General features: G+C 70.8%; 15 protein-coding genes and 1 other RNA gene. 5 read left to right on the top strand and 11 right to left on the bottom strand.

Annotated elements, in window-relative coordinates; all coding sequences use genetic code 11:
- Both PAI11_RS26905 and PAI11_RS24060 read left to right on the top strand, forming a co-directional pair.
- The coding region (locus tag PAI11_RS26905) for a hypothetical protein (protein ID WP_040598817.1) at positions 1 to 311 on the top strand (311 nt) is incomplete at its 5' end.
- A gap of 171 nt (positions 312 to 482) precedes the next feature.
- Positions 483 to 908, top strand: a complete 426-nt coding sequence (locus PAI11_RS24060; protein ID WP_007572224.1) for a hypothetical protein — start codon at positions 483 to 485, stop codon at positions 906 to 908.
- A gap of 75 nt (positions 909 to 983) precedes the next feature.
- Here the strand turns inward: PAI11_RS24060 and ssrA are convergent.
- Positions 984 to 1,349: a transfer-messenger RNA gene (ssrA, locus tag PAI11_RS25325) on the bottom strand.
- A 28-nt stretch (positions 1,350 to 1,377) separates the two neighbouring features.
- Positions 1,378 to 3,900 (bottom strand): beta-glucosidase family protein, encoded by a 2,523-nt coding sequence (locus tag PAI11_RS06790; RefSeq protein ID WP_007572220.1) that lies wholly within the window; start codon positions 3,898 to 3,900, stop codon positions 1,378 to 1,380.
- 278 nt (positions 3,901 to 4,178) lie between these two features.
- Here PAI11_RS06790 and PAI11_RS06785 point away from each other — a divergent pair, with 278 nt between their 5' ends.
- Both PAI11_RS06785 and PAI11_RS06780 read left to right on the top strand, forming a co-directional pair.
- On the top strand, positions 4,179 to 5,660 hold the full coding sequence (locus PAI11_RS06785; RefSeq protein WP_138974145.1) for an MFS transporter: 1,482 nt from the start codon (positions 4,179 to 4,181) through the stop codon (positions 5,658 to 5,660).
- A gap of 32 nt (positions 5,661 to 5,692) precedes the next feature.
- Positions 5,693 to 6,412, top strand: a complete 720-nt coding sequence (locus PAI11_RS06780) for a TetR/AcrR family transcriptional regulator (protein ID WP_050897149.1) — start codon at positions 5,693 to 5,695, stop codon at positions 6,410 to 6,412.
- Positions 6,413 to 6,422: 10 nt separating this feature from the next.
- Here PAI11_RS06780 and PAI11_RS06775 read toward each other — a convergent pair whose 3' ends face one another.
- The 3 genes from PAI11_RS06775 to PAI11_RS06765 form a co-directional block, all read right to left on the bottom strand.
- Positions 6,423 to 7,598 carry an AI-2E family transporter gene (locus PAI11_RS06775; RefSeq protein WP_007572213.1) on the bottom strand — a complete coding sequence of 392 codons (1,176 nt, stop codon included), beginning with the start codon at positions 7,596 to 7,598 and terminating at the stop codon, positions 6,423 to 6,425.
- A gap of 76 nt (positions 7,599 to 7,674) precedes the next feature.
- Entirely contained in the window at positions 7,675 to 8,217 is a 543-nt protein-coding gene (locus PAI11_RS06770) for a GNAT family N-acetyltransferase (RefSeq protein ID WP_007572212.1), read from the bottom strand.
- Between the two features lie 619 nt (positions 8,218 to 8,836).
- Positions 8,837 to 10,759: an ATP-dependent helicase gene (locus PAI11_RS06765; protein WP_138974144.1), complete on the bottom strand. Its 1,923-nt coding sequence runs from the start codon at positions 10,757 to 10,759 to the stop codon at positions 8,837 to 8,839.
- A 410-nt stretch (positions 10,760 to 11,169) separates the two neighbouring features.
- Between PAI11_RS06765 and PAI11_RS06760 the strand changes: the two genes are divergently transcribed.
- Positions 11,170 to 12,507 (top strand): serine/threonine-protein kinase, encoded by a 1,338-nt coding sequence (locus tag PAI11_RS06760; RefSeq protein WP_040598810.1) that lies wholly within the window; start codon positions 11,170 to 11,172, stop codon positions 12,505 to 12,507.
- Between the two features lie 541 nt (positions 12,508 to 13,048).
- Here PAI11_RS06760 and PAI11_RS06755 read toward each other — a convergent pair.
- The 6 genes from PAI11_RS06755 to PAI11_RS06730 all read right to left on the bottom strand — a co-directional run.
- Entirely contained in the window at positions 13,049 to 13,561 is a 513-nt protein-coding gene (locus PAI11_RS06755) for a hypothetical protein (RefSeq protein WP_138974143.1), read from the bottom strand.
- 192 nt (positions 13,562 to 13,753) lie between these two features.
- Positions 13,754 to 14,728, bottom strand: coding sequence for a DUF5677 domain-containing protein (locus tag PAI11_RS06750; protein ID WP_040598807.1), 975 nt, complete (start codon positions 14,726 to 14,728; stop codon positions 13,754 to 13,756).
- 333 nt (positions 14,729 to 15,061) lie between these two features.
- Positions 15,062 to 16,888 (bottom strand): M3 family oligoendopeptidase, encoded by a 1,827-nt coding sequence (locus PAI11_RS06745; protein ID WP_007572210.1) that lies wholly within the window; start codon positions 16,886 to 16,888, stop codon positions 15,062 to 15,064.
- Positions 16,889 to 17,350: 462 nt separating this feature from the next.
- Complete coding sequence (smpB, locus tag PAI11_RS06740) at positions 17,351 to 17,827, bottom strand: SsrA-binding protein SmpB (protein WP_007572209.1); 477 nt, start codon at positions 17,825 to 17,827, stop codon at positions 17,351 to 17,353.
- 146 nt (positions 17,828 to 17,973) lie between these two features.
- Positions 17,974 to 18,237 (bottom strand): GlsB/YeaQ/YmgE family stress response membrane protein, encoded by a 264-nt coding sequence (locus PAI11_RS06735; protein WP_007572208.1) that lies wholly within the window; start codon positions 18,235 to 18,237, stop codon positions 17,974 to 17,976.
- A gap of 168 nt (positions 18,238 to 18,405) precedes the next feature.
- Positions 18,406 to 20,316: RNB domain-containing ribonuclease (locus PAI11_RS06730; protein WP_244406518.1), on the bottom strand; the 1,911-nt coding region annotated here is incomplete at its 5' end.

Below are 20,316 nucleotides of genomic sequence, written 5' to 3'. Positions count from 1 at the left end.
CGACGCGGCTGCGCTGCGCCGGCGCGCGACTCGCGATCGCCGTCGACGTGCGCGCCCGCCGCGTTCTGCTGCGACTGCGGCTGCGACCCGGCGCGACCGCGACCGGCCGCCTCCACCTGCCCGACCCGCGGATCGCCGGACCGCGACGGCTGACGTGGACGACCGGCAGCCTGACCGCCACGGGGCCGCTGGCGGTCTCGGTCGCGCCGGGGCCGCCCCGCAGCTCGGCGACGACGACCGGGCTGCGCGCCGTCTCCTACCGGGTCCGCGCCGACCGGCGCGGGCGGGCGACCGTGAGCATCGGGCGATGAGCGGTCCGACGACCGCGACCGGCCGGCCGGCGCTGGCGACCGCGGAAAATCCCCGCAAATCGCCACCATCCAGTCGTCCGGCCCCCGCGCTAGCGTCCATCCGCGACAACCAAAGCGCCCCCGGCACCGCAGGAACGGTCCGGGGGCAGGCCACAGGAGGGTCGGACTCCCATGACATCCACGGACGCTAGCGCGTCGGCGACGACGCTGGTCGCCGCGCACCTGCTCGCCGCCGCGCTGACCGCCGACGACGCGGCCGTCGACGGCGCGGCGACCATCCTCCTCGGTCCCCGCCGCGGCGACCGCGAGGCACGCCACGACGCCCGCGCCGAGATCCTGCGACGGATCGCCGAGCGCCACCGGGTCGCGCCCGACCTGATCCACTGGAGCGGCGAGCGCTACCTGCTCCTGACCCGCGCCGCCGACGTCCACGCCCTCCACGGCGCGGCGATCGACGACGACGCGATCGACGACGCGATGGCCGAGCTCGACGCCGGCTGGGTGCCGCTCGCGGTCATCGACCTCGACCAGGCGACCAGCAGCGACCTGGTCTTCCCCGAGCCGATCGCCGTGCCGGCGCGCGCGCTCGACGTCTAGCCCCAACCGACCCGACCGCGGCACCGCCCCCACAACGCGAACCGGCGCCCACCGAGGTGGGCGCCGGTCGCTTCCAGGTGGAGACGGCGGGAGTCGAACCCGCGTCCACGATCGCGCAAAGGGCGACGTCTACGAGCGTAGTCGGCGTATCTGGATCTCACACCCCGTCGGTCCCGTCGACCCACGTTCGGAGTGCCAGCCCTCCTGAAATGTCCCCGGGTGCGCGAGGGCGTCGCGCCCGGGTGATCCGACTGGATGATCCCGGGGACCCCCGCCGTCGGCGAACGGGGCCCGAGACCTCACTCACCTAGTGGTTGCTAGGCAGCGAGGGCGAACTCATGGGAGTCCGCACGTATGGTTGTTACCGGGGTTTTACGAGGCCTCCGGTACCTCGACTCGCAATCACCCCCGCGGACAACCGCGTCGAAGCCTGTCGTCCCCTGGGGTCCCATCGCTGGGTTCCCCCAGTCTAGCGCGCCGCGACCGGCGTCCCCGTCGCGCAGAGGCGGTAGCGGCGCCTCAGCACGACCGTGCGACCCGAACCGGTGCGGACGGCGATCCGAACCCGCGCGACCCGCCGATGGCGCCGCCGGACCGGCACCCGCACCACCGTCCGGCGGCCGTGCAGCGTCGCGACCCGCTTGCCGTTGACGGTGACGGTGACGCCGTTGACGACCGCGCCCCGCAGGCGACGGTCGCCGCGCAGCCGGATCCGCACCGCCGAGCGCCGCTCGCAGGTCGCGCTCGCGGGCGGCGTCACGGGACCGGGCAGGGCGGCGACCGCATCCGGGCAGCTCGCGCCGCCGACGGCGATCGTCGCCCGCCGGACGGGGCTGCGCGACGAGCGGCCGATCGTGACCCCGTAGCAGCCCTTCGCCACCCGCCAGCGGTGGGAGCCGACGTCCCAGTAGGAGAGCGACCGCTCGCTGATCGGGATCGAGACGGCCTGCGTCGCCCCCGGGGCCAGGCGGACCTTGGCGAAGCCCTCGAGCGCCATCGGCGGCTGCGGCACGGAGGCCGCCGGCGACGGCTTGGTCAGGTACATCTGCGGCGTCTCGACGCCGGCCCGCCGGCCGCTGTTCTGGACCGTCAGCGTCACCGTCGCGGCGATCGTGCCGTCGGCCGCCGGGCGGATCGTCGGGACGCCGTACTTCCAGCTGGTGTACGAGAGGCCGAACCCGAACGGGAACTGGGGATCCAGCTGGTACTGGTCGAACCAGCGGTAGCCGGTCATCACGCCCTCGGAGTACTGGACCTGCCCGTTGAGGACGTTGCCCGGGTAGCGGTCGGGCTCGCCGGCGACCTGCAGCTGGTCCTCGCTCCTCGGGAAGGTCGCGGCCAGCCGCCCACCCGGATCGACGTCGCCGAAGAGGACCCGGGCGACGGCGTCGCCGCCGGCCTCGCCGGGGTACCAGGCCTCGAGCAGCCCGCGGACGCTGCCCAGCCACGGGGTCAGCACCGGACCGCCGGTCTGGAGCACCACGACGGTGCTCGGCTGCGCCCCGGCGACGGCGCGCACCAGGCCGTCCTGGTCGCCGTTCTTCGGCGGGCACTCGAGCGTCAGGCAGCTCTTGTCGGCGCCCTCGGTCTGGTAGTCCCCGACGACCACGACCGCGACGTCGGCCGCCCGCGCCGCGGCGGCCGCCGCGGCCGGGTCGCCGCCGTCGGCGTAGTCGACCCGGATCCCGGCGCGCGCCGCGCGGCCGCGGAGCCCGGCCAGCACCGTGGTCGGCGCGAACGGCTTGACGTTGCCCGAGCCGCCGCCGGTCACGAACGTGTCCGCGTCCCTCCCGATCACCGCGATCGAGCGGACCTTCGCGGGGTCGAGCGGCAGCGCGCGGTCGTTCTTGAGCAGCGTGATCGCGTTCTCCTCGACCTTCCGCGCCGCGGCGCGGTGCGCGGCCCTGTCGATCAGGGCGTCGTTCGGCGCCGCCGTCGGCCGCTCGAAGAACCCGATCTTGAACAGCGGGTAGAAGATGCTGCGGACGCGCTGGTCGAGCGTCGCCCGCGAGACCCGGCCGGCCGCCAGCGCCCGGGCGACGTTCCCCGCCTCGTAGGCGTTGGGACTGGGCATCTCCAGGTCGAGGCCGTTGTTCAGCGCCGGGACCGTGTCGTCGGGATGGGTGGCGAAGACCCAGTCCGACATCACCGTCCCGCGGAATCCCCAGCCCGTCCGCAGGACGTCGGTCAGCAGCGGCTTGCTGTAGCAGGCCCAGGGGCCGTTGACGCGGTTGTAGGAGCACATCACCGTCAGCGCCTTGGCCTCTCGGACCGCGGCCTCGAACTGCGGCAGGTAGACCTCGCGCAGCGTCCGCTCGTCGACGATCGAGTCCTGCAGGTAGCGCGTGTTCAGCAGCCCGAGCCCGATCGGCAGCGACGGCAGGCCCAGCAGGCCGGTGACGTCCTTGCCCTCCTGGCTGTTGGCCGCGAAGTGCTTGACCGTCGCGTACACCCCCTGCGACTGCGCGCCCTCGATCCAGCCGACGGTCGTCCGCGCGGCCAGGAACGGGTCCTCGCCGAAGCCCTCGAAGGTGCGCCCGTTGTACGGCACCCGCAGGATGTTCACGGTCGGCCCGAGGAGCCCGTCGTTGCCCTTCGCGCGGGCCTCGTTGCCCAGCGTCCTGCCGTAGGCGTAGGCGAGCGCCGGATCGAAGGTCGACGCCAGCGCGATCGGCGTCGGCATCGCGGTCGCGCTGCCCTGCCGCACGCCCACCGGGCCGTCGGTGTTGAAGCTCTGCGGCACGCCCAGGCGGGGAACGGCCGCCGTCGCGCCGGTGTGGACCCCGGCGGGCGCGCCCGCCAGCAGGCTGATCTTCTCGCCCTCGGTCATCGCGGCGACGAGCAGCGCGGCGCGCTTCTCGGCGCTCTGCGACCGGTCGCACCACGGCCGCCCGCCGGGAGCGGAGCACGGGCCGTCGGCGACGGCGCTCGCCGGCGCCGCGAGCGTCACCGCCGCGAGCCCGGCGATCGCGATCCTGCTGCTGAGCCTCACGGCACCCCTCTCGGACGACGAAACGGCGGCAGTCTCGCCCGCGCGCCAGGTTGTGTCAAGTCCAGCGCAGAACTAGAGACCGATCTCGCCGACTTCTGCCGATTCTCAACAAAACGGCGCGACACCGGGAACCGTGCGACCACGCACACGAGCCCCAAGCGGACTTGACGGTCCACTTGCATCGTCCTACGATCGACGGGCGACCAAAGCGGACCCATGAGTCCGATTACCCGTCGGACCGGCCTCGCGGCCCTCCCCCTTCCCCACAGGACACCGGCATGACCTCCGAAACCCAGGCGCGAGCCCACGCGCCGATGCACCCCACGCGGGTGATCGCGATCCTCGGCCTCGCCGCGCTCGCCTTCTCGCTCAGCCAGACGATGGTGGTGCCGGCGCTCGGCACACTGCAGGAGGAGCTCCACACCACCGCCAGCGGCGCGACCTGGACGGTCACCGCCTACCTGCTCGCGGCCGCCGTCGCGACCCCGGTCGTCGGCCGGCTCGGGGACATGTTCGGCAAGCGACGGCTGCTGATCGTCGCGCTCGGCTTCTTCACCCTCGGCTCGGTCGTCTCGGCGCTCGGCGACAGCCTCGGCGTCGTGATCGCCGGCCGGATCCTGCAGGGCGTCGGCGGCGGCATCTTCCCGCTCTGCTTCGCGATCATCCGCGACGAGCTCCCGCGCGAGAAGGTCGCCGTCGGGATCGGGATGATCTCGGCCGTGCTGGCGATCGGCGGGGCGCTCGGCCTGGTGATCGGCGGCCTGCTGCTCGACCACGCCAGCTACCACTGGATCTTCTGGGTCGGGGCCGGGCTCGGCGTCGTCGGCGTCGTCGGCTCCTACCTCGGCGTGCCCGAGTCGCCGATCCGGATCCCCGGCAAGGTCGACGTCCGCGGCGCGCTGGTCTTCGGCGTCGGCATCGTGCTGCCGCTGCTGGCGATCTCCAACGCCAACGACTGGGGCTGGGGCAGCGCCCGGGTGCTGGCGATGATCGTCGCCGGGATCGCGATCCTCGCCGCCTGGGTCGCGCTCCAGCAGCGCACGGCCGAGCCGATCGCCCACATCCCGACGCTGCGGCGGCCGGCGGTCTTCTTCACCAACCTCGCCACCGTGCTGGTCGGCTTCGGGATGTTCGGCGCCTTCGTCCTGATCCCGCAGCTGCTGCAGTCGCCCGAGGCGACCGGCTACGGCTTCGACCTCGACGCCACCCAGTCGGGCCTGGTGATGGTGCCCGGCGCGCTGGTGGCGATGGTCGCGGCACCGATCTCGGGCCGGATGAGCGGCCGCTTCGGCAGCCACGTGCCGCTGGCGATCGGCGGCGTGCTGGCCGCCCTCGGCCTGCTGATGCTCGGCGAGCTGCACGACACGATCGCCCTGATCGTGATCGGCTACGCGGTCAGCGCGGTCGGCATCGGCCTGGCCTTCGCGGCGATGCCGAACCTGATCGTCGCCGCGGTCCCGGCCGAGCGGACCGGCGAGGCGACCGGCTTCAACACCGTGATGCGCTCGGTCGGGTCGTCGATCGGCTCTCAGATCGCGGCCACGATCCTGACCGCCAGCGTGGTCGTCGGCAGCCCGCTGCCGACCGATGACGGCTTCACCACCGCGTTCGTGGTGATGGCGATCGGCTCGCTCGTCGCCGGCGGCATCGCGGCCCTGATCCCGCGCCTGTCGCGGGCCGACGTGGCCGCGACGGCCGCCGCCTCGGCCGAGAGCGGGGAGCCGCGCCCGGCCGAGTTGGTGACCGCGGGCCGGGGCTGACGACCGGCCCGCGTAGGATCGGTGGCGCGGCCATGCTCGACGACCTCGCCCCTGCCCCCGTCCCGCCGCTCCCGCCCGGGCCCGGCGGGAGCGACGACCCGGCGCGCCCCCGGCGCAGCGACGCGGTCCGCAATCGGGCGCGCGTGATCGAGGCGGCGACGATCGTCTTCGCCGAGCAGGGGCTCGACGCCCCGATCCCCGAGATCGCGCGCCTGGCCGGGGTCGGCAAGGGCACCGTCTACCGCAACTTCCCGACCAAGGAGCACCTGGCCGCGGCGGTCGCGATCGCGCGGCTGGAGCAGTTCGAGCGGCGGCTCGCCGACGTTCTCGCCGAGCGCGTCGACCCGCGCGCGACGCTGCGCGGGATGTTCGTCGCCGTCGCATCGCACCTCTCCCAGGACTGCGCGCTCGGCGAGGCGGTCGACGTGGTCGCCGACGACCCGCAGGTGCTGGCGCTGCAGCGGCGGCTGTCGGAGATCGTCGCCGGCGTCGTCCGCGACGCCCAGTCCGCGGGCGTCATCCGCCAGGACATCGCGCCGGCCGACATCACGATCATGATCATGGGCGTCGCGCGAAGCCTGCCGCCACTGAACCACGGCGGCCAGCCCGAGCTGTGGGAGCGCTACGCGCTGCTGGCCTTCGACAGCCTGCGGCCGGACGGCAGCGCGCTGCCCGCCGGCTTCGCCGACGACGACGAGATGCGGCTGGCCCTGCGCACCGCTCGCCGCCTGCGGGTCCGTCGCGGCGCCTGACGCCGCCCGCTCACCAACCGCCGGCCGGCTGCGGGGCGCCACCGGAAGCGGACGCCGCCCCGCCGGCCGACGCGCCCGGAGGCGGCCCCGCCCCGTCGTCCGGCGGCTCGTGCCCGAGCCCGTCGGGGTGGTCCTCCTCGTCGAGCCAGCCGGCGCCGGCCGCGACCGCGGCGATCAGCGGGGTGGCCAGGAAGGCGCCCGCGATCCCGAGCAGCGCACCGCCGGCGCCGACCCCCAGCAGGACCGTCATCGGGTGCAGCCGCAGCGAGCGGCCGATCAGCAGCGGGTAGAGGATGTTGCCCTCGACCTGCTGGACGATGATCGTCACCACGATCGCCCCCAGCATCCCGTCGACGCCGTCGGTCGACAGCGCCACCAGCGCCGCCGCGATCCCGGCCAGGATCGCGCCGACGTACGGCAGGAAGGCGACGATGAAGGTGAAGACGCCGAGCGGCAGCGCCAGGTCGATCCCGAGGATCCACAGCCCGACGCCGATCCCGATCCCGTCGATCGCCGCCACCAGCACCTGGCTGCGGACGTAGAGCGTGACCGCCCGCCACGACCGCTTGCCGGCCCGGTGCCACGACGGCCGCCGCTCGCGCGGGACGAACCGCAGCGCGCCGCGCCAGAACCCGCTGCCGTCGATCAGCAGGTAGATCAGCATCATCAGCGCCAGGAAGATGCTGGCGGCGACGCTCGCCACGCCCTGGGCGACCGAGACCACGCCGGTGCTCAGCTCGCCGCCGATCGACCCCAGCGACTCCTCCAGCTTCTTCGTCAGCTGGTCGGTGAACCGCTGGACGTCGGAGTCCTTGACCCCGAGGTCGTGGAGGACGCTGGGCAGCTGACGGATGCCGTCCTCGACCTGGTTGACCAGCTGCTCGGCCTTGCTGAAGATGTCCGGCGCGATCCAGGTCAGGATCCCGGCCACCAGCACGATCGTCCCCAGCACCGTCAGGACCGCCGCGATCCACCGCGGCAGCCGCAGCCTGCCGTGCAGCGTCCGCGCGACCGGCTCCAGCAGCGCCGACAGCAGGACCGCGACCGCGAACGGCAGCAGCACGAACTGGAGCTTGCCCCAGACGAGCAGCATCCCGTAGCCGACGAGCCCGATCAGGCCCAGCCGCAGGGCGAGCACGCTCAGCTGGTCGATCGCGACACGCTGCGGAGGCGGGGACGACGCCATGCGACAGCCATCATCGCATCGGCCGCGGTCGGCGCTGTCCCCCTCCGGTGAACGCCGGGCGACCCGGCCCTCGCCCCTAGCCCGCGTCCGGCGGGCGGTCCAGCCGCAGGACCAGGACCTCCCAGCCGGTGCCCGCGTGGCGGGTGCGGCCCGTGACCCGCATCCCGAGCCGCTCGGCGACCGCCAGCGAGCGCTCGTTGTCCGGATGGACGATCGCGATCAGCTGCCGCAGGCCGATCCCCCACCCCGCCGCGATCGCCGCCCGCGCCGCCTCGGTCGCGTAGCCGTGGCCCCAGACGTCGTTCCGCAGCCGCCAGCCGACCTCGACCGCCGGCAGCACCTGCGAGAGGAACAGCGGCTCGGCCAGGCCGCAGAACCCCAGCAGCACGCCGTCCTCCACCCGCTCGACCGCCCACAGGCCGTGCCCACGGCGATCCCACTCCTCCTCGAGCCGCCGCATCAGCTCGTCGCTGTCGGGACGCGCGAGCGGCCCCGAGCCGATGTGCCGCATCACCAGCGGGTCGGCGTTGATCGCGGCCAGCGGCTCGCGGTCCTCTGATCGCCAGCGCCGCAGCAGCAGGCGGTCGGTGCGTATCTCCTCGGGGGCGCGGGCGAGCACGGGAGGGCAACGCTAGCCGAGGGGGGTGCGCCCGGTCGGCGCGGTCGTGCCCTGTTGGAGTCGCACCCGTCTCTGGTCGTGGCGACTTCGGCTCGGCGATCGGCCGGGGCCGGGTGCGACCACTCGACCGGCCCCTGCGCGACCTGCTGCCTGCCGCTTGGCCTTCGGTTGGTGGTTCGGCTCCGAGGACTTCCGGTCGAGCGGCCCCACCCAGCCCTTCCCTGAGCCCCTGGGCTGGCTCCTCCGGTGGCGGTGCTGGGCTCCTGGTCGTGCAGGGCGCGGCTCGGGGAGGGGCCGGCTCGGCGGCGGTGCTTGGGGAGAGCGAGCCGTGGTTGGCGGGCGGTGGCCGCTCGCCAACGACAGCTCGCTTCACACGCGAGAGGTCTCCAGTTCGAGTCTGGATATACACATAGGACGGAAGCCCTGCTTACAGCGGGGCTTTCGTCGTTCTGGGGCGAGGTCTCCGGAGGCCGCCTTGGGCGAGATCCGGGCTCGTGGCCTGATCGTGGCCTGATGGGGCGAAATCGGACCAAGCCGATCACCTCGATGTGGAGCATCAGTTCGCAGAAGTGCTGCGCTTGATTCCGGGGCTGTCGAGACCGTGACCGAACAGAAGCGGTCAAGCGCTGGCTCGGCTCCGCTTCCAATCTGCACCGCGGACCGCGACAGGCAGTGCCGGTCCGAGTTCTCCTAGGAACCTGCTGGCGAACGCTCCGACTCGTCCCGACCCTCTAGGCCTCCCCGCGCTGGCGTTCAGTTGCAACGCCGTCTTTCGCTCGATCGTCGCGTACGACGAGAGAACCAGTACGTCTCTGGTGCGGGTCAAGCTGACGAAGAACAGTCGACGCTGCTCCTGCAGACGACGCTCTTGTTCTATCGCCGACTCGCTCGGGTCATCGGACGCCGGCATGAAGCCCTCAATCAAGCCGACGAGCACAACCAAATCCGCCGTCAGCCCCTTCGACGCGTGAAACGTCATCACACGAACGTCAGAATGTTCCTCCGGCAGTTCTCGGACCGAGACCGCGGCGCGAAGCTGCTCTTCGAACTCGCGTAGGTCCTTCGCTTCCGGAAGTACCTCCAACGCAAGATGGCGCAGGGGGCCCAGATCCGCATCACCCTCAGGCAAGAGTTCATCGACAAGCCACGTAAGATCGTCCTGGCGCTCACGCAACGCGCCCAGAGCTGTCTGCAGCTCATGCCATCTCGCCAACGCAGGCCCCGAATAGGGAATCGCGATGTCGCCCCGGTCGAGCTGATCAAGTACCTCGGCGACATCAACGCCCGCTTCGCGCGCCCGGTCGTAGAGGCGTCGATACGCACCGCGCAGCTCTGAACTGCTATTGAGGGCGAGCCACGCACGAAGTGCCAATCGATCTGATGGATCTGCGACGAGTGTCAGAAGGGTAAGAGCGCGCCGCGCCGCATCGCCGGTAATTGCCTCTTCTTGGAAGTAGGTAGAGCACGGCACGCCCCGACCGATAAGCGCGTCGCGGATCGCGTAGCCGATCTGCCTGCGAGGCGTGAGCACGAGACAACTCGCCGGATCGACTCCGGCGGCAATGCGCGCTCTGATGAACTGAGCCACGCCATCAGCCTCCGCTTCTGGAGACTCCCATTGGACGTGATGAATCTCGCCTGGAGGGTTGCCGGGGTGCGGACGCAGCTCCGCGCGGGTCCGGTCTGGGTTTCTTTCAATCAGTGCCTGGGCCATCTCCACAACGTCAACCGGGCATCGACGGCACGAAGAAAACTGAACGTCTTCCGTCTCCGAGTAAGCCTCATGGAACGCCCGTATCCCTTCCGGATGCGCGTGCTTGAACCCGTAGATCGACTGGTCGTCATCCCCGATGATTGCGATGCTGGCTGCATCGCATAGAAGGTCAAGGACGCGTTGCTCAGCCCGATTGAGGTCCTGGTACTCGTCTACGAGCACGTGGTCGTAGGCACTGCGTTCGTCAGCGTGAGGATTCTGTTCGAGGTAAGCGAGCGCTTGGGGAACTACCTCGCCGATCAGCATCCCGCGATGCCACTTGAGGGAGTCGAGAATCGCCGCTTGGAACGCCTGGTCGAGTCCGTCAACCGGCTGACCGGGCGCCTCGGCCTGACACCGGGACCACGCGCTCTCGAACGCCTTCAGCAGCCTGTCGCGCTGACGCTTCCCACCGAAGTCCCCAACGAGATCGGCGACAAGAATGTCGCGCTCAAAGCCCGCGAGGATGCGAGGGACGCGCTGCGTCGCGTGTAGGACGTGCTCACGCCCGAGCACCCCAAAGCAATAGCTGTGAAGCGTCTTCGGTGCGAGTCCCCCTGCGCCCTCCAGCAACGCCGCTTCCCGCACGAGGTCTTGAGCCGCAGCCCGGGCGAAGGTCACGACTAGTATCCGGCGAGGATCTGCGCCCTCTTCGATCAACCTGCTCAGGCGTTGCATGAGGGCATACGTCTTGCCCGTTCCGGGACCCGCCAGAGCTCGTATCGCAGCAGCGTTCGACCGAGCGAAAACGTCCGCTGGATCTAGGGACACGTCAGGCGTAAGCGACATGAACACATTCTTTCCTATGCGGCGGACGACCGGATGTCCTGCCCGAACTCAGCGACCTACGGTGCGATGCGCAACTAGCCCCAACGGCCGCGTTGGCGGGCGCGGACCGCTTATGCCTTCACTCACCTGGACCCAGCCGCGGCCACCAACCGATCGGCAGCGCAGCACGACGCCCATCATCCGGCGGCGCGAGTCGCCCGAACTCCTGCGTGCTGATCGGATGATCATCGAACAGGACCACGAATCCGCCTCGACACAATAATCCTGGAGGCAGCCTCCGCGGGAGATGAGGTCACGAACTCAGCGCCTCGCCAAGCCAGCACAGATCTCCATGAAAACACCATTGCTCATGATCCAGGATCACCGATACCGTTTCGAGCGATCAGCTGAAGTCTCGGAAGGATCATGCGATGAAGGTCTCCTGGCGGTTCAAGACGACGGATGAACCACTTGGCGAGGGCGGATTTGGAAACGTGCACCCCTGCCACCGTCTCGTGGACGGCCAAGTCGTCGATACGGATTTTGCGGTGAAGCTCTTCCGTGTTCCCGACAACATGGACCCAGACGAAGCACGGACCCGGTTTCGCAACGGCGGGCGCCTCGGCAAGAAGCTTCGACATCCCAACATCCTGCCCGTTGTGGCCACGGGGAACCGGCGCGCGGACGGCACGCCGTTCATCGTGATGCCGCTTGCCTCCGGCAACATGTGGAACTGGCTGGCGGACGAGCAGCCAACGATCGATGACATCGTTGATGCGTTTGTTCAGATCCTTGGCGGCGTGGCGCATGCCCACGCACAGAACATCCTTCACAGGGACCTGAAGCCGGAGAATATTCTCTGGCTGAACGAACATCCCGTCGTCAGCGACTTCGACCTCGCCAAGGACATCACCCCTCGACTCTTCAGCAGCGGGATCACCGCAACCGCCGACGGCCTAGGCTCCCATGGGTACGCGGCGCCCGAGCAGTGGACAGATCTCAAGCACTGCGGGCCCCAAGCCGACGTGTACGCACTTGGACGCCTCTTTTGGTCGATGCTGACCGGCGAACGTGTGGCCCCCGTCGCACCTCCGAACCTCTTGGCTGTACCGGCCCAGTTCCGCGCATTCATCGAACGCGCAACCGAGCAGCGCGAGGACGATCGGTACGGCTCGGCCGCCGAAATGCTCCGTGCCCTGGAGGCCGTTGTCGCCGCTCCCCCGGGTAGCCCCAAACAACCGGTCCAGGAACTCGTCGAACGCTGGAACCGGCGCGAAACAGGCGACTCTGCCCTTTTGCTCCGCGAGATCAACGAGCATTTTCGCCTGCATCGTGACGACGACGAGCTCCATAGCGATGTAGCCCCGTTTCTCCCACCCAGTCTCTTGGAGGCTTGGATGTCGGCCCGTGCGCAGGGGTTCGCGAAGATGGTCGCCGGGGTCGACGACGCTTGCTCGGGACCGCTCCCATGGGACGACTGCGACGGCTTCGCGCGCTTCTATCTTCTCGTTTTCGAGCACAGCAATGATCCACAGCTCCGCACCCGAGCGATCGAGCAGGTACTGCGGATTGCCGCAACCCACAATCGCTACCCAGTCGCAGCGATGCTGCGGACGACGCTTGCCGACATCGAAGACGACGACAGCGCTCAACTCGTCGCAGCAGCGGTCGATGCCCAACCTGAGCACGCCCGCTGGTTCCAAGTCCGACACTCGGTGCATCCGTTGATCGCGGAAGCGTTCGCGAGAGTCGAAACTGCGGCCGCGTAGCAGGAAGCCAACGTCGCACCGCTGCCCAGCCTCATGGCGCGAACTCGGCGGCGGCCCGTTCCGGCCCAGGCACGACACGGCGCAGCGTGCGATCGCCGCGGAGTCACAGGAACGGATCCCGCTCATGAGGCGCTGCCATGAGCAGAGTTCGTTCCGCCCTCTGAATCGCCGATTGCCAGACCGACGACCGCGACGCCGCCAATCAGGCCACGACCCCCTCCTCCATGGCCTAATCCCGCGCCAAACCCCGCATGTCCGCGCATACACCGACCCCGCCTCCCCCGCAAAATCCCTGCAAACCGCCCCTTCCCGGACCCCAGAAAAGCAATTCACACGCGGGAGGTCTCCAGTTCGAGTCTGGACATGCCCAACGTTCTCTCGTGCAAGCCCCAGACGGCGTTCCAGCGCTGTCAGGGGGCGCTTCTTGGTAGGGAACGCGACCTTAGATGCGTGGCCGGCCAGCGAGCAACCCAACCAGCGTCTGTACAGGCGGCCGCGCAGCTACGCCATAGCGAGCGTCCCTCTCCGCAACTACGGGCGCTTAACAGCCGATTCGACCTAGGGCCTTGCGGTAGGGCTTGGTCGAGTACGAGGGCGATCCCTGCTGCACCGTCGTTGTCCGGCGGTACGCCTTGCCGAGCCGGCCGCCCTTGTTGAACAGCTTGAGCTGAATCTTGGTCTTCGTGCCGACTGGTGCTGTGACAGTGGGCTTGCGTTCGCGCTCGACGTCGTAGGCGATGCAGTACTGGCCGTTAGCGAGCCGCCGATAGCGGCTCATCGCTTGGTCCTCAAAAGCGTGACCACCGATGCGGATGTCGCCACGGCGCTTCGCCGGGTTGACGTACGCGTCAGTACGCAACCATCGCGGCACCGTCAACGGATCCCGGTTGACACGGAAGTACACGACATACTGAAAGTCGCCGAGCTTCACGTTGCTGTTCTGCACGATGATCGGACCTGCCAGCACCTTCGTCGTCGTGGACATGCTCGATGCCGTCGCCGGAAAGGCCGAACCAAGTGCCGTCACGAGCATCGCGACCATTGCCTCAACCATGGACTTGCCTCCTCGCTCAGGGTGTCGTGCTCGATAGCTCATACGTCCCGGCTCCTCCCTCTCGCCTAGGGCTTCTTACCGATAAAGCAAACGTTCGGCCAACCCCTGTGGTGCGCCTGAACGGGCCGACGCGGCGTACGTATAACCCGGCCTGAGGGTTGGGTTTGGCGATTGCTCGCCCGCGGGGGTCCCCTAGCTGAGCGGCGCGCCGTGGCATTTCTTGCTCTTGAAGCCGCTGCCGCAGGGGCAGGGCTGGTTGCGGTTTTGGCGTGCGTACTCGGCCTGTTCGTCGTCGAGATTCACGAAGGCGGCGAACGCGTGCGGGTCGAGCACGGCGAACAGATCTTCCTTGAGATCGGGGCGGTACCTGTCCACGGCCAGGATGGCGAGAAGCGCGAGGCACTGGTAGAGGACAACGACGGCTTGGGGTGCCCAGTCGTCGGAGGGCCTGCGGGCGATGTGGACGTCGTTGCCTTCGCCGCTCATGAGCGTCGAGAGCCCGAGTGGCCCGTGGTGGTGAACGTGATCGTTGAAGCGCTGTGGGACGTCGAGGATGTACTGGAAGGCGTCGGCTACGGACGGGTTAGCGACTGCGTTCCAGATGCCCTCTCGCAGCTCGGGTACGTCGCGGAGCGCGGCGACGAGGGCCCGGGTGTCGCGTGAAGCGCCGGCATCGCGCTTCCACTTACGGGTCTTGGGGTGCTGGGTGACTTCGTTGGCCCACCATGACTTCTGACCGAACTCGCCGTAGAGCACGTTCCATCGCGCTCGGGTCTCGGGATCAACTCGGATCAGAGCCCTATGGGCTGGGCGATTGGCGTCGCCCTCGTCGCGGAGGCGTTCTTGCCAGAGCGTCTTCGTGTGGTGTTCGTGCTCGGCGATGCGGTGGAGGATCCATCGTTCGTCGTGGGGCCCGTGCGCCATCCAGAACGCGACAATCGCGGTCTCGGTGACGGAGCGTGCGAGTTTGAGACCTTCTCGTCCGTAGCCGTCTCGGGAGAGGACCGCGATGGCTGCGCTCGTTCGAAGTGCGTCGACCAGCGATGTCTGCATGAGGAGCGAGAACGAGCCGCGCGGGGTTGGCCAGGTGAGCTCGCTCATGCTCCACTCGATCAAGGCATCGAGTCGATCACGTATCCGCTCGAGCTTGACCTGCTCCACGTCCATGCCCTCGACCGTAGATCACCGGTCGGACCCATACGTACACCGGTGTGACCTCATCGAGACGGCTAGGGCACGACCCGCCCGACCCCCGACGCCCGTGGCACGAACCGGTGAACCAGGGAGGGCTGGGTGGGGTCATCCGCCGCCGGCACTATCCGGAGCCGAACCAGAGACCCAGGACCAAGCCGAACCCCAGAAGTCGGCGGAGGGCCGGCTCGGAGGACCGCACCCGGCCCCAGCCCACCGCCGAGCCACCCCACCACGACCAACGACGAGCCGAAACCGCCAAGCCACAGCCGAAGGGAGAAGAGGCCGACCCGAGGCCAGCCCCACCCCTCAGCCGGAGACCGCCCCCGCCTCGACCGCAGCCGCCTCCGCCTGCTCCAGCTGCTCGCGGACGAGCGCCAGGCCGCTGCGCCAGAAGCCCGGATCGGCCAGGTCGAGCCCGGCGATCGCGACCAGGTCCTCCGGCGAACGCGAGCCGCCGGCGCCGAGCAGCTGCAGGTACTTGGGCGCGAACGACGGGCCCTCCTGGCGGTAGCGACCGTAGACCGACAGCGCCATCAGCTGGCCGTAGGCGTAGGCGTAGACGTAGCCCGGGGTGCCGATGAAGTGCGGCACGTACGACCACCAGCCGCGGTAGCCGTCGGTGATCTCGACCGCGTCGCCGAGCATCGCGTACTGGGTGTCGTGCCACAGCTCGCCGAAGCGCTCGACCGACAGCTCGCCCTCCTCGCGGCGCGCGGTGTGGACGGCGTTCTCGAACCGGTTCATCGCCGTCTGCCGGAAGATCGTGGCGATCGAGCCCTCGATCTGTTCGGCCAGCAGTCCGAGCCGCGCCTGCGGGTCGGTGGTCTCGGTCAGCAGCCGGTCGAAGACCAGCGTCTCGCCGAAGACCGAGGCCGTCTCCGCCAGCGTCAGCGGCGTGTGCTGCTCGAACGGGCCGCGGTCGCGGGCCAGGTAGGCGTGGATCCCGTGGCCCAGCTCGTGGGCCAGCGTCAGCACGTCGCGGCGGCGGCTGGTCCAGTTCAGCAGCACGTACGGGTGGTGGGTCGGAACGGTGTAGGCGCAGAACGCGCCGCCGCGCTTGCCGGTGCGCGGCGGGGCGTCGATCCAGCCCTCGCTGACGAAGCGGCGGGCGACGTCGCCCATCTGCGGGTCGAAGGCGTCGAAGCTGGAGAAGACCAGGTCGGTGGCCTGTGCCCAGGAGAACTCCTGCTCGTCGGCCTGGGTGATCGAGGCCATCCGGTCGTAGTCGGCCAGCTGGTCGATCCCGAGGATCTTGGCCTTCAGCCGGTACCAGCGCTGCGGGATGTCGTAGGACTCCTGGACGGCGTCGACCAGCGCCTGGACCGACTCGTCGCTGGCCTCGTTGGCCAGGTTGCGCGACGCGATCCACGACGGGAAGCTGCGCAGCCGATCCTCGACCGCCTTGTCCTGCAGCAGCGTGTTGAAGATGAAGGCGCGGGTCCGCAGGCCGGGAGCGAGCGCCTTGGTGACCGCCTCGGCGACCTTCTGGCGGGTCTCGCGCGACGGGTTGGTCAGCTGCGCCAGCGCGACGTCGAGGGCGACCGGCTCGCCGTCCTCGTCCAACTGGACCTCGATCACCGAGGTCAGCTCGTCGAACAGCCGGTCCCAGGCGCCGCGGCTGGAGGTCTGCTTCTCCGCCAGGATCCGCTCCTCCGGCTCGCTCAGCTGGTGGGGCTTCTCGCGCCGGACGGTGCGCAGGTAGTGGCGAGCGGTCTCGAGGCCCTCGGCGCCGAGCAGCGCCTCGGCCGCGTCGTCGTCCAGCGCCGTCCACTCGAGCTCGAAGAACAGCAGCTTGGTCTGGACCGCGGTCGCGCGCTCCTCGACCTTGGCCAGCAGCGCGCCGTGCTCGGGCTTGGTGGTGTCCTCGGCGAACTTCAGCGACGCGTACGAGCCGGCGCGGCCGATCAGGTCGGAGAGCTCGGCCAGCTCGGCGATCGCGGCCGCCAGCCCGGCTCCGTCGATCTCGGCGACCTTGCCCTGGTACGTCGCGGCGAACCGATCGGCGCGGCCCTGCGCGTCCTCCAGCAGCGCCTCGACGCCGGCGGCGCCGGCCGGCGTGCCGTCGGGCGTGCCCTCCGTGACGAGCGTTTCCAGGTCCCAGGCGACGTCGGTGTGCTCCACGGCGGTGCTCATGGATCGAAGCCTACGGGACGTCTGGCGGCGGCTCGACGCGCTCTCCGTGGTCGGCTTCGGTTTCGGCTCGTCGTTGGTCGTGGTGGGGTGGCTCGGCGGGCGGCCGCGGGGCCCTTGAGGGAAGCAAGCCGTGGTTGGCGAGCCGCAGCCGCTCGCCAACCACGGCTCGCTCTCCCCAAGCCCCGCCGCCGAGTCGGTCCCTCCCCGCGCCACGCCCTGCACGGCCGGCAGCCCACCGGCACCGCCGGCGGAGCCAGCCCAGGGACTCAGGGAAGGGCCGGGTGGGGCCGCTCGACCGGAAGTCCTCGGAGCCGAACCAGGGACCGAGGACCAAGCGGCAGGCAGCAGGTCGCGCAGGGGCCGGTCGAGCGGCCGCACCCGGCCCCAGCCGATCGCCGAGCCGAAAACCCACCACCGACCAACGACCCGAGACCGGAGCCCGAACCCGAAGCCCGAGAACCGTCAGCGATTGCGCTCGCGCAGCGCCCGCTGCATCTCGCGCTGCTGGTCCCGCTTCTTGATGTCCTGGCGCTTGTCGGCGACGTTCTTGCCGCGCGCCAGGGCGATCTCGACCTTGATCGTGCGGCCCTTCGGGTAGATCCGGGTCGGGATCACCGTCAGGCCGTCCTGGTTGGCGTCGCCGAGCAGCTTGTCGATCTCGCGCCGGTGGGCGAGCAGCTTGCGGGGCCGGTCCGGGACGTGGTTGTTCATCGCCGCGGGCGCGTAGGGGTCGATCCGCAGGTTGCGGATCCACAGCTCGCCGCGGCGGACGTCGACGTAGGCGTCGCTCATCTGGACGCCGTGGGTCCGCAGCGCCTTGACCTCGGTGCCCAGCAGGGCGATCCCGCACTCCAGCCGGTCGAGCAGCTCGTAGCGGAACCGCGCCTGGCGGTTGTAGCCGTAGTCGCCGCCGGACGGCTTCTTCTTGCCCTTGGCCATGAACCGTCGAGCGTAGCGCCGGGGCACCGGCGGCTGCCCGCCGGTGCCGCCCTGGAGCGCTGGTCCGGCGGGCGGTTCGAGCCCGGCGTGAAGCGGGCGCTGGGCGGCGGCCGGGATCCCGGCCGCCGCCGTCGCTCCGTCGGCCGCTAGCGCGCCGCCGTCCGGTTGCCGATCACGACCCGGTAGCCGCCGAGGACGATCAGGACGCCGATGATGGCGCTGAGGAGTCCGCCGAGGTCGAACATGTCCTTGTCGCCGATCCCGAGCAGGCCGGTGAAGATCAGCCAGCCGACGACGGCGCCGGCGAGCCCGATCAGGATCGTGACGAAGAACCCGCCCGGGTCCTCCCCGGGCATGATGGCCTTGCCGATGAAGCCGGCGACGAGGCCGAGGATGATGGCGCCGATCATGGTGCGCACTGCTCCTTGGTGGGGGACGGAAGGCCGCCGGGCCGCCCTTCGGACGCGCCCGCCGGTGGTCTTCCCGTACTTCGACCTACACCCTCGCGGCCCCGCCGTTGCACGCGTTCGTGCGTTCTGCAACGAGTTGCGCCTGGCCTCGGCCTGGCGCGCCGCCACTCAGGCCCGCGCCGGCACCAGCGTGACGCGGCCCCGCACGGGCTCGACCCGCTGGACGGCGACGGCGACCGGGTCGCCAATCCGCAGCGCGCGGCCGGAGCGGGTGCCGACCAGCATCACGCCCAGCTCGTCCAGCTCCCACCAGTCGTCGTGGAGCATCCGCACCGGCAGCAGCCCCTCGAACGCCTCGCCGTCGGCGACCCCGCCGCCGACGCCCAGATCGCCGGTGCCGAAGCGCACGAACGCCCCGGCGTCCGCGACCCCGGTCACCTCGCCGGCGAAGGTCCGGTCGAAGCCGTGCGCGAAGAGGATCCGCTCCAGCAGGAAGGCGCGCGCGATCCGGTCGGCGGTGCGCTCGACGTCCATCGCCTCGCGCTCCGTCGCCGAGCACCAGAGGCCCAGCTCGGCCAGGTCGTCCGAGGCGGTGTAGCCGTCCTCCCCCGCCCCGATCAGCGCCAGGATCGCCCGGTGGCAGACCAGGTCCGGGTAGCGGCGGATCGGCGAGGTGAAGTGGCAGTAGTGCCGCAGCCCGAGCCCCGCGTGACCGGTCCCCCTCGGGTCGTAGCGCGCCTGCTGCAGCGCCCGCAGGACCAGGTACGACAGGCCCGCCCGCCCGTGCCCGGTCCGCCGCACGTGGGCGTCGACCCGGCGCGAGATCTCGGCCACGGCCGCCGCCGCCTGCTCGGGGGTCGGCGGATCGCCCTCGGCGCCGCCGAGCTCCGGGGTCGCGACGCCGAGCACCGCCAGCTGGTCGGCCAGCCTCCGGACCGCCTCGGGCTCGGGTCGCCCGTGGACCCGGTGCAGCGCCGGGGCGCGGGCCTCGTCGAGCAGCCGCGCGACCTGCTCGTTGGCGGCGATCATCAGGTGCTCGATCAGCCGGTGCGCCTCGGTCTGGCGCTCGATCGCGATCGCCTCGACGTGGCCGTCGCCGTCGAAGGCGAAGCGCGGCTCGCCGGTGTCCAGCTCCAATGCCGTCGTCGTCTGCTCGCGCCGCTCCTGGAGCGCCGCCGCGACCCGTCGGGCGATCAGCAGCGGGCCCGCCCACGGGTCCTGTGCCCGCTCGCGGCCGGCGAAGATCCGGTCGACCTGGTCGTAGTCCAGCCGCGCGTCGGAGTGGATGATCGTCCTGTCGACCCGGGCCCGCACGACCTCGCCGGCACGCAGCTCCAGCTCGACGCTGACGGCCAGCCGGTCGACGCCGGGGACCAGCGAGCAGGCGTCGTTGGAGAGCGCCGGCGGCAGCATCGGCTCGACGGTCCCGGGCACGTAGACGCTGGTCCCCCGCCAGCGGGCGTCGGCGTCGAGCGCGCCACCGGGCCGGACGTGGGCCGCGACGTCGGCGATGTGGGCGGTCACCCGGAACCGCTCCGCCGCCTCGTCGATCGCCTCGGCGCTGACCGCGTCGTCGAAGTCGCGGGCGGTGACCGGATCGATCGTGAAGGTCGCCAGATCGCGCAGGTCGCGGCGGACGATCGCCTGCTCGCCGGTCGGGCCGCCGGCCGCCACGCCCTCGGCCTCGGCCGCGACCGAGCGGGCGGTCCGGCGCGGGAGCCCCTTGTGCAGCAGCAACGCCTCGAGCACGTCGCGGGCGACGTCGGGGGAGCCGATCGGACGCACCAGCCGCGCGCCGCTGCCGCGCCGTCCGCCGGGCTTCCGCGGCGGGCCGAAGAGCCCGATCCGTCCCTCGCCGATCTCGGCCGAGCGCTCGATCATCACCGGCGTTCCGCGGTCGAACAGCGGCTCGGCGACGAGGAAGCGCCCGCGGCGAACGACCACGCCGACGATCGGCGGCGGCCCGCTGCCGCTGTCGCGCCAGACGTCGCGCGGCAGTGCGGCCGGCCCGTCGGGCGCACGCGACGCCGTCGAACCGCGACCCGCGCCGCGCCCCGGCGCGGACCCGTCCGGCCGCCG

Source organism: Patulibacter medicamentivorans, assembly GCF_000240225.1.
Taxonomy (GTDB): domain Bacteria; phylum Actinomycetota; class Thermoleophilia; order Solirubrobacterales; family Solirubrobacteraceae; genus Patulibacter; species Patulibacter medicamentivorans.
This window is presented reverse-complemented; position numbering and strand designations above follow the sequence as displayed.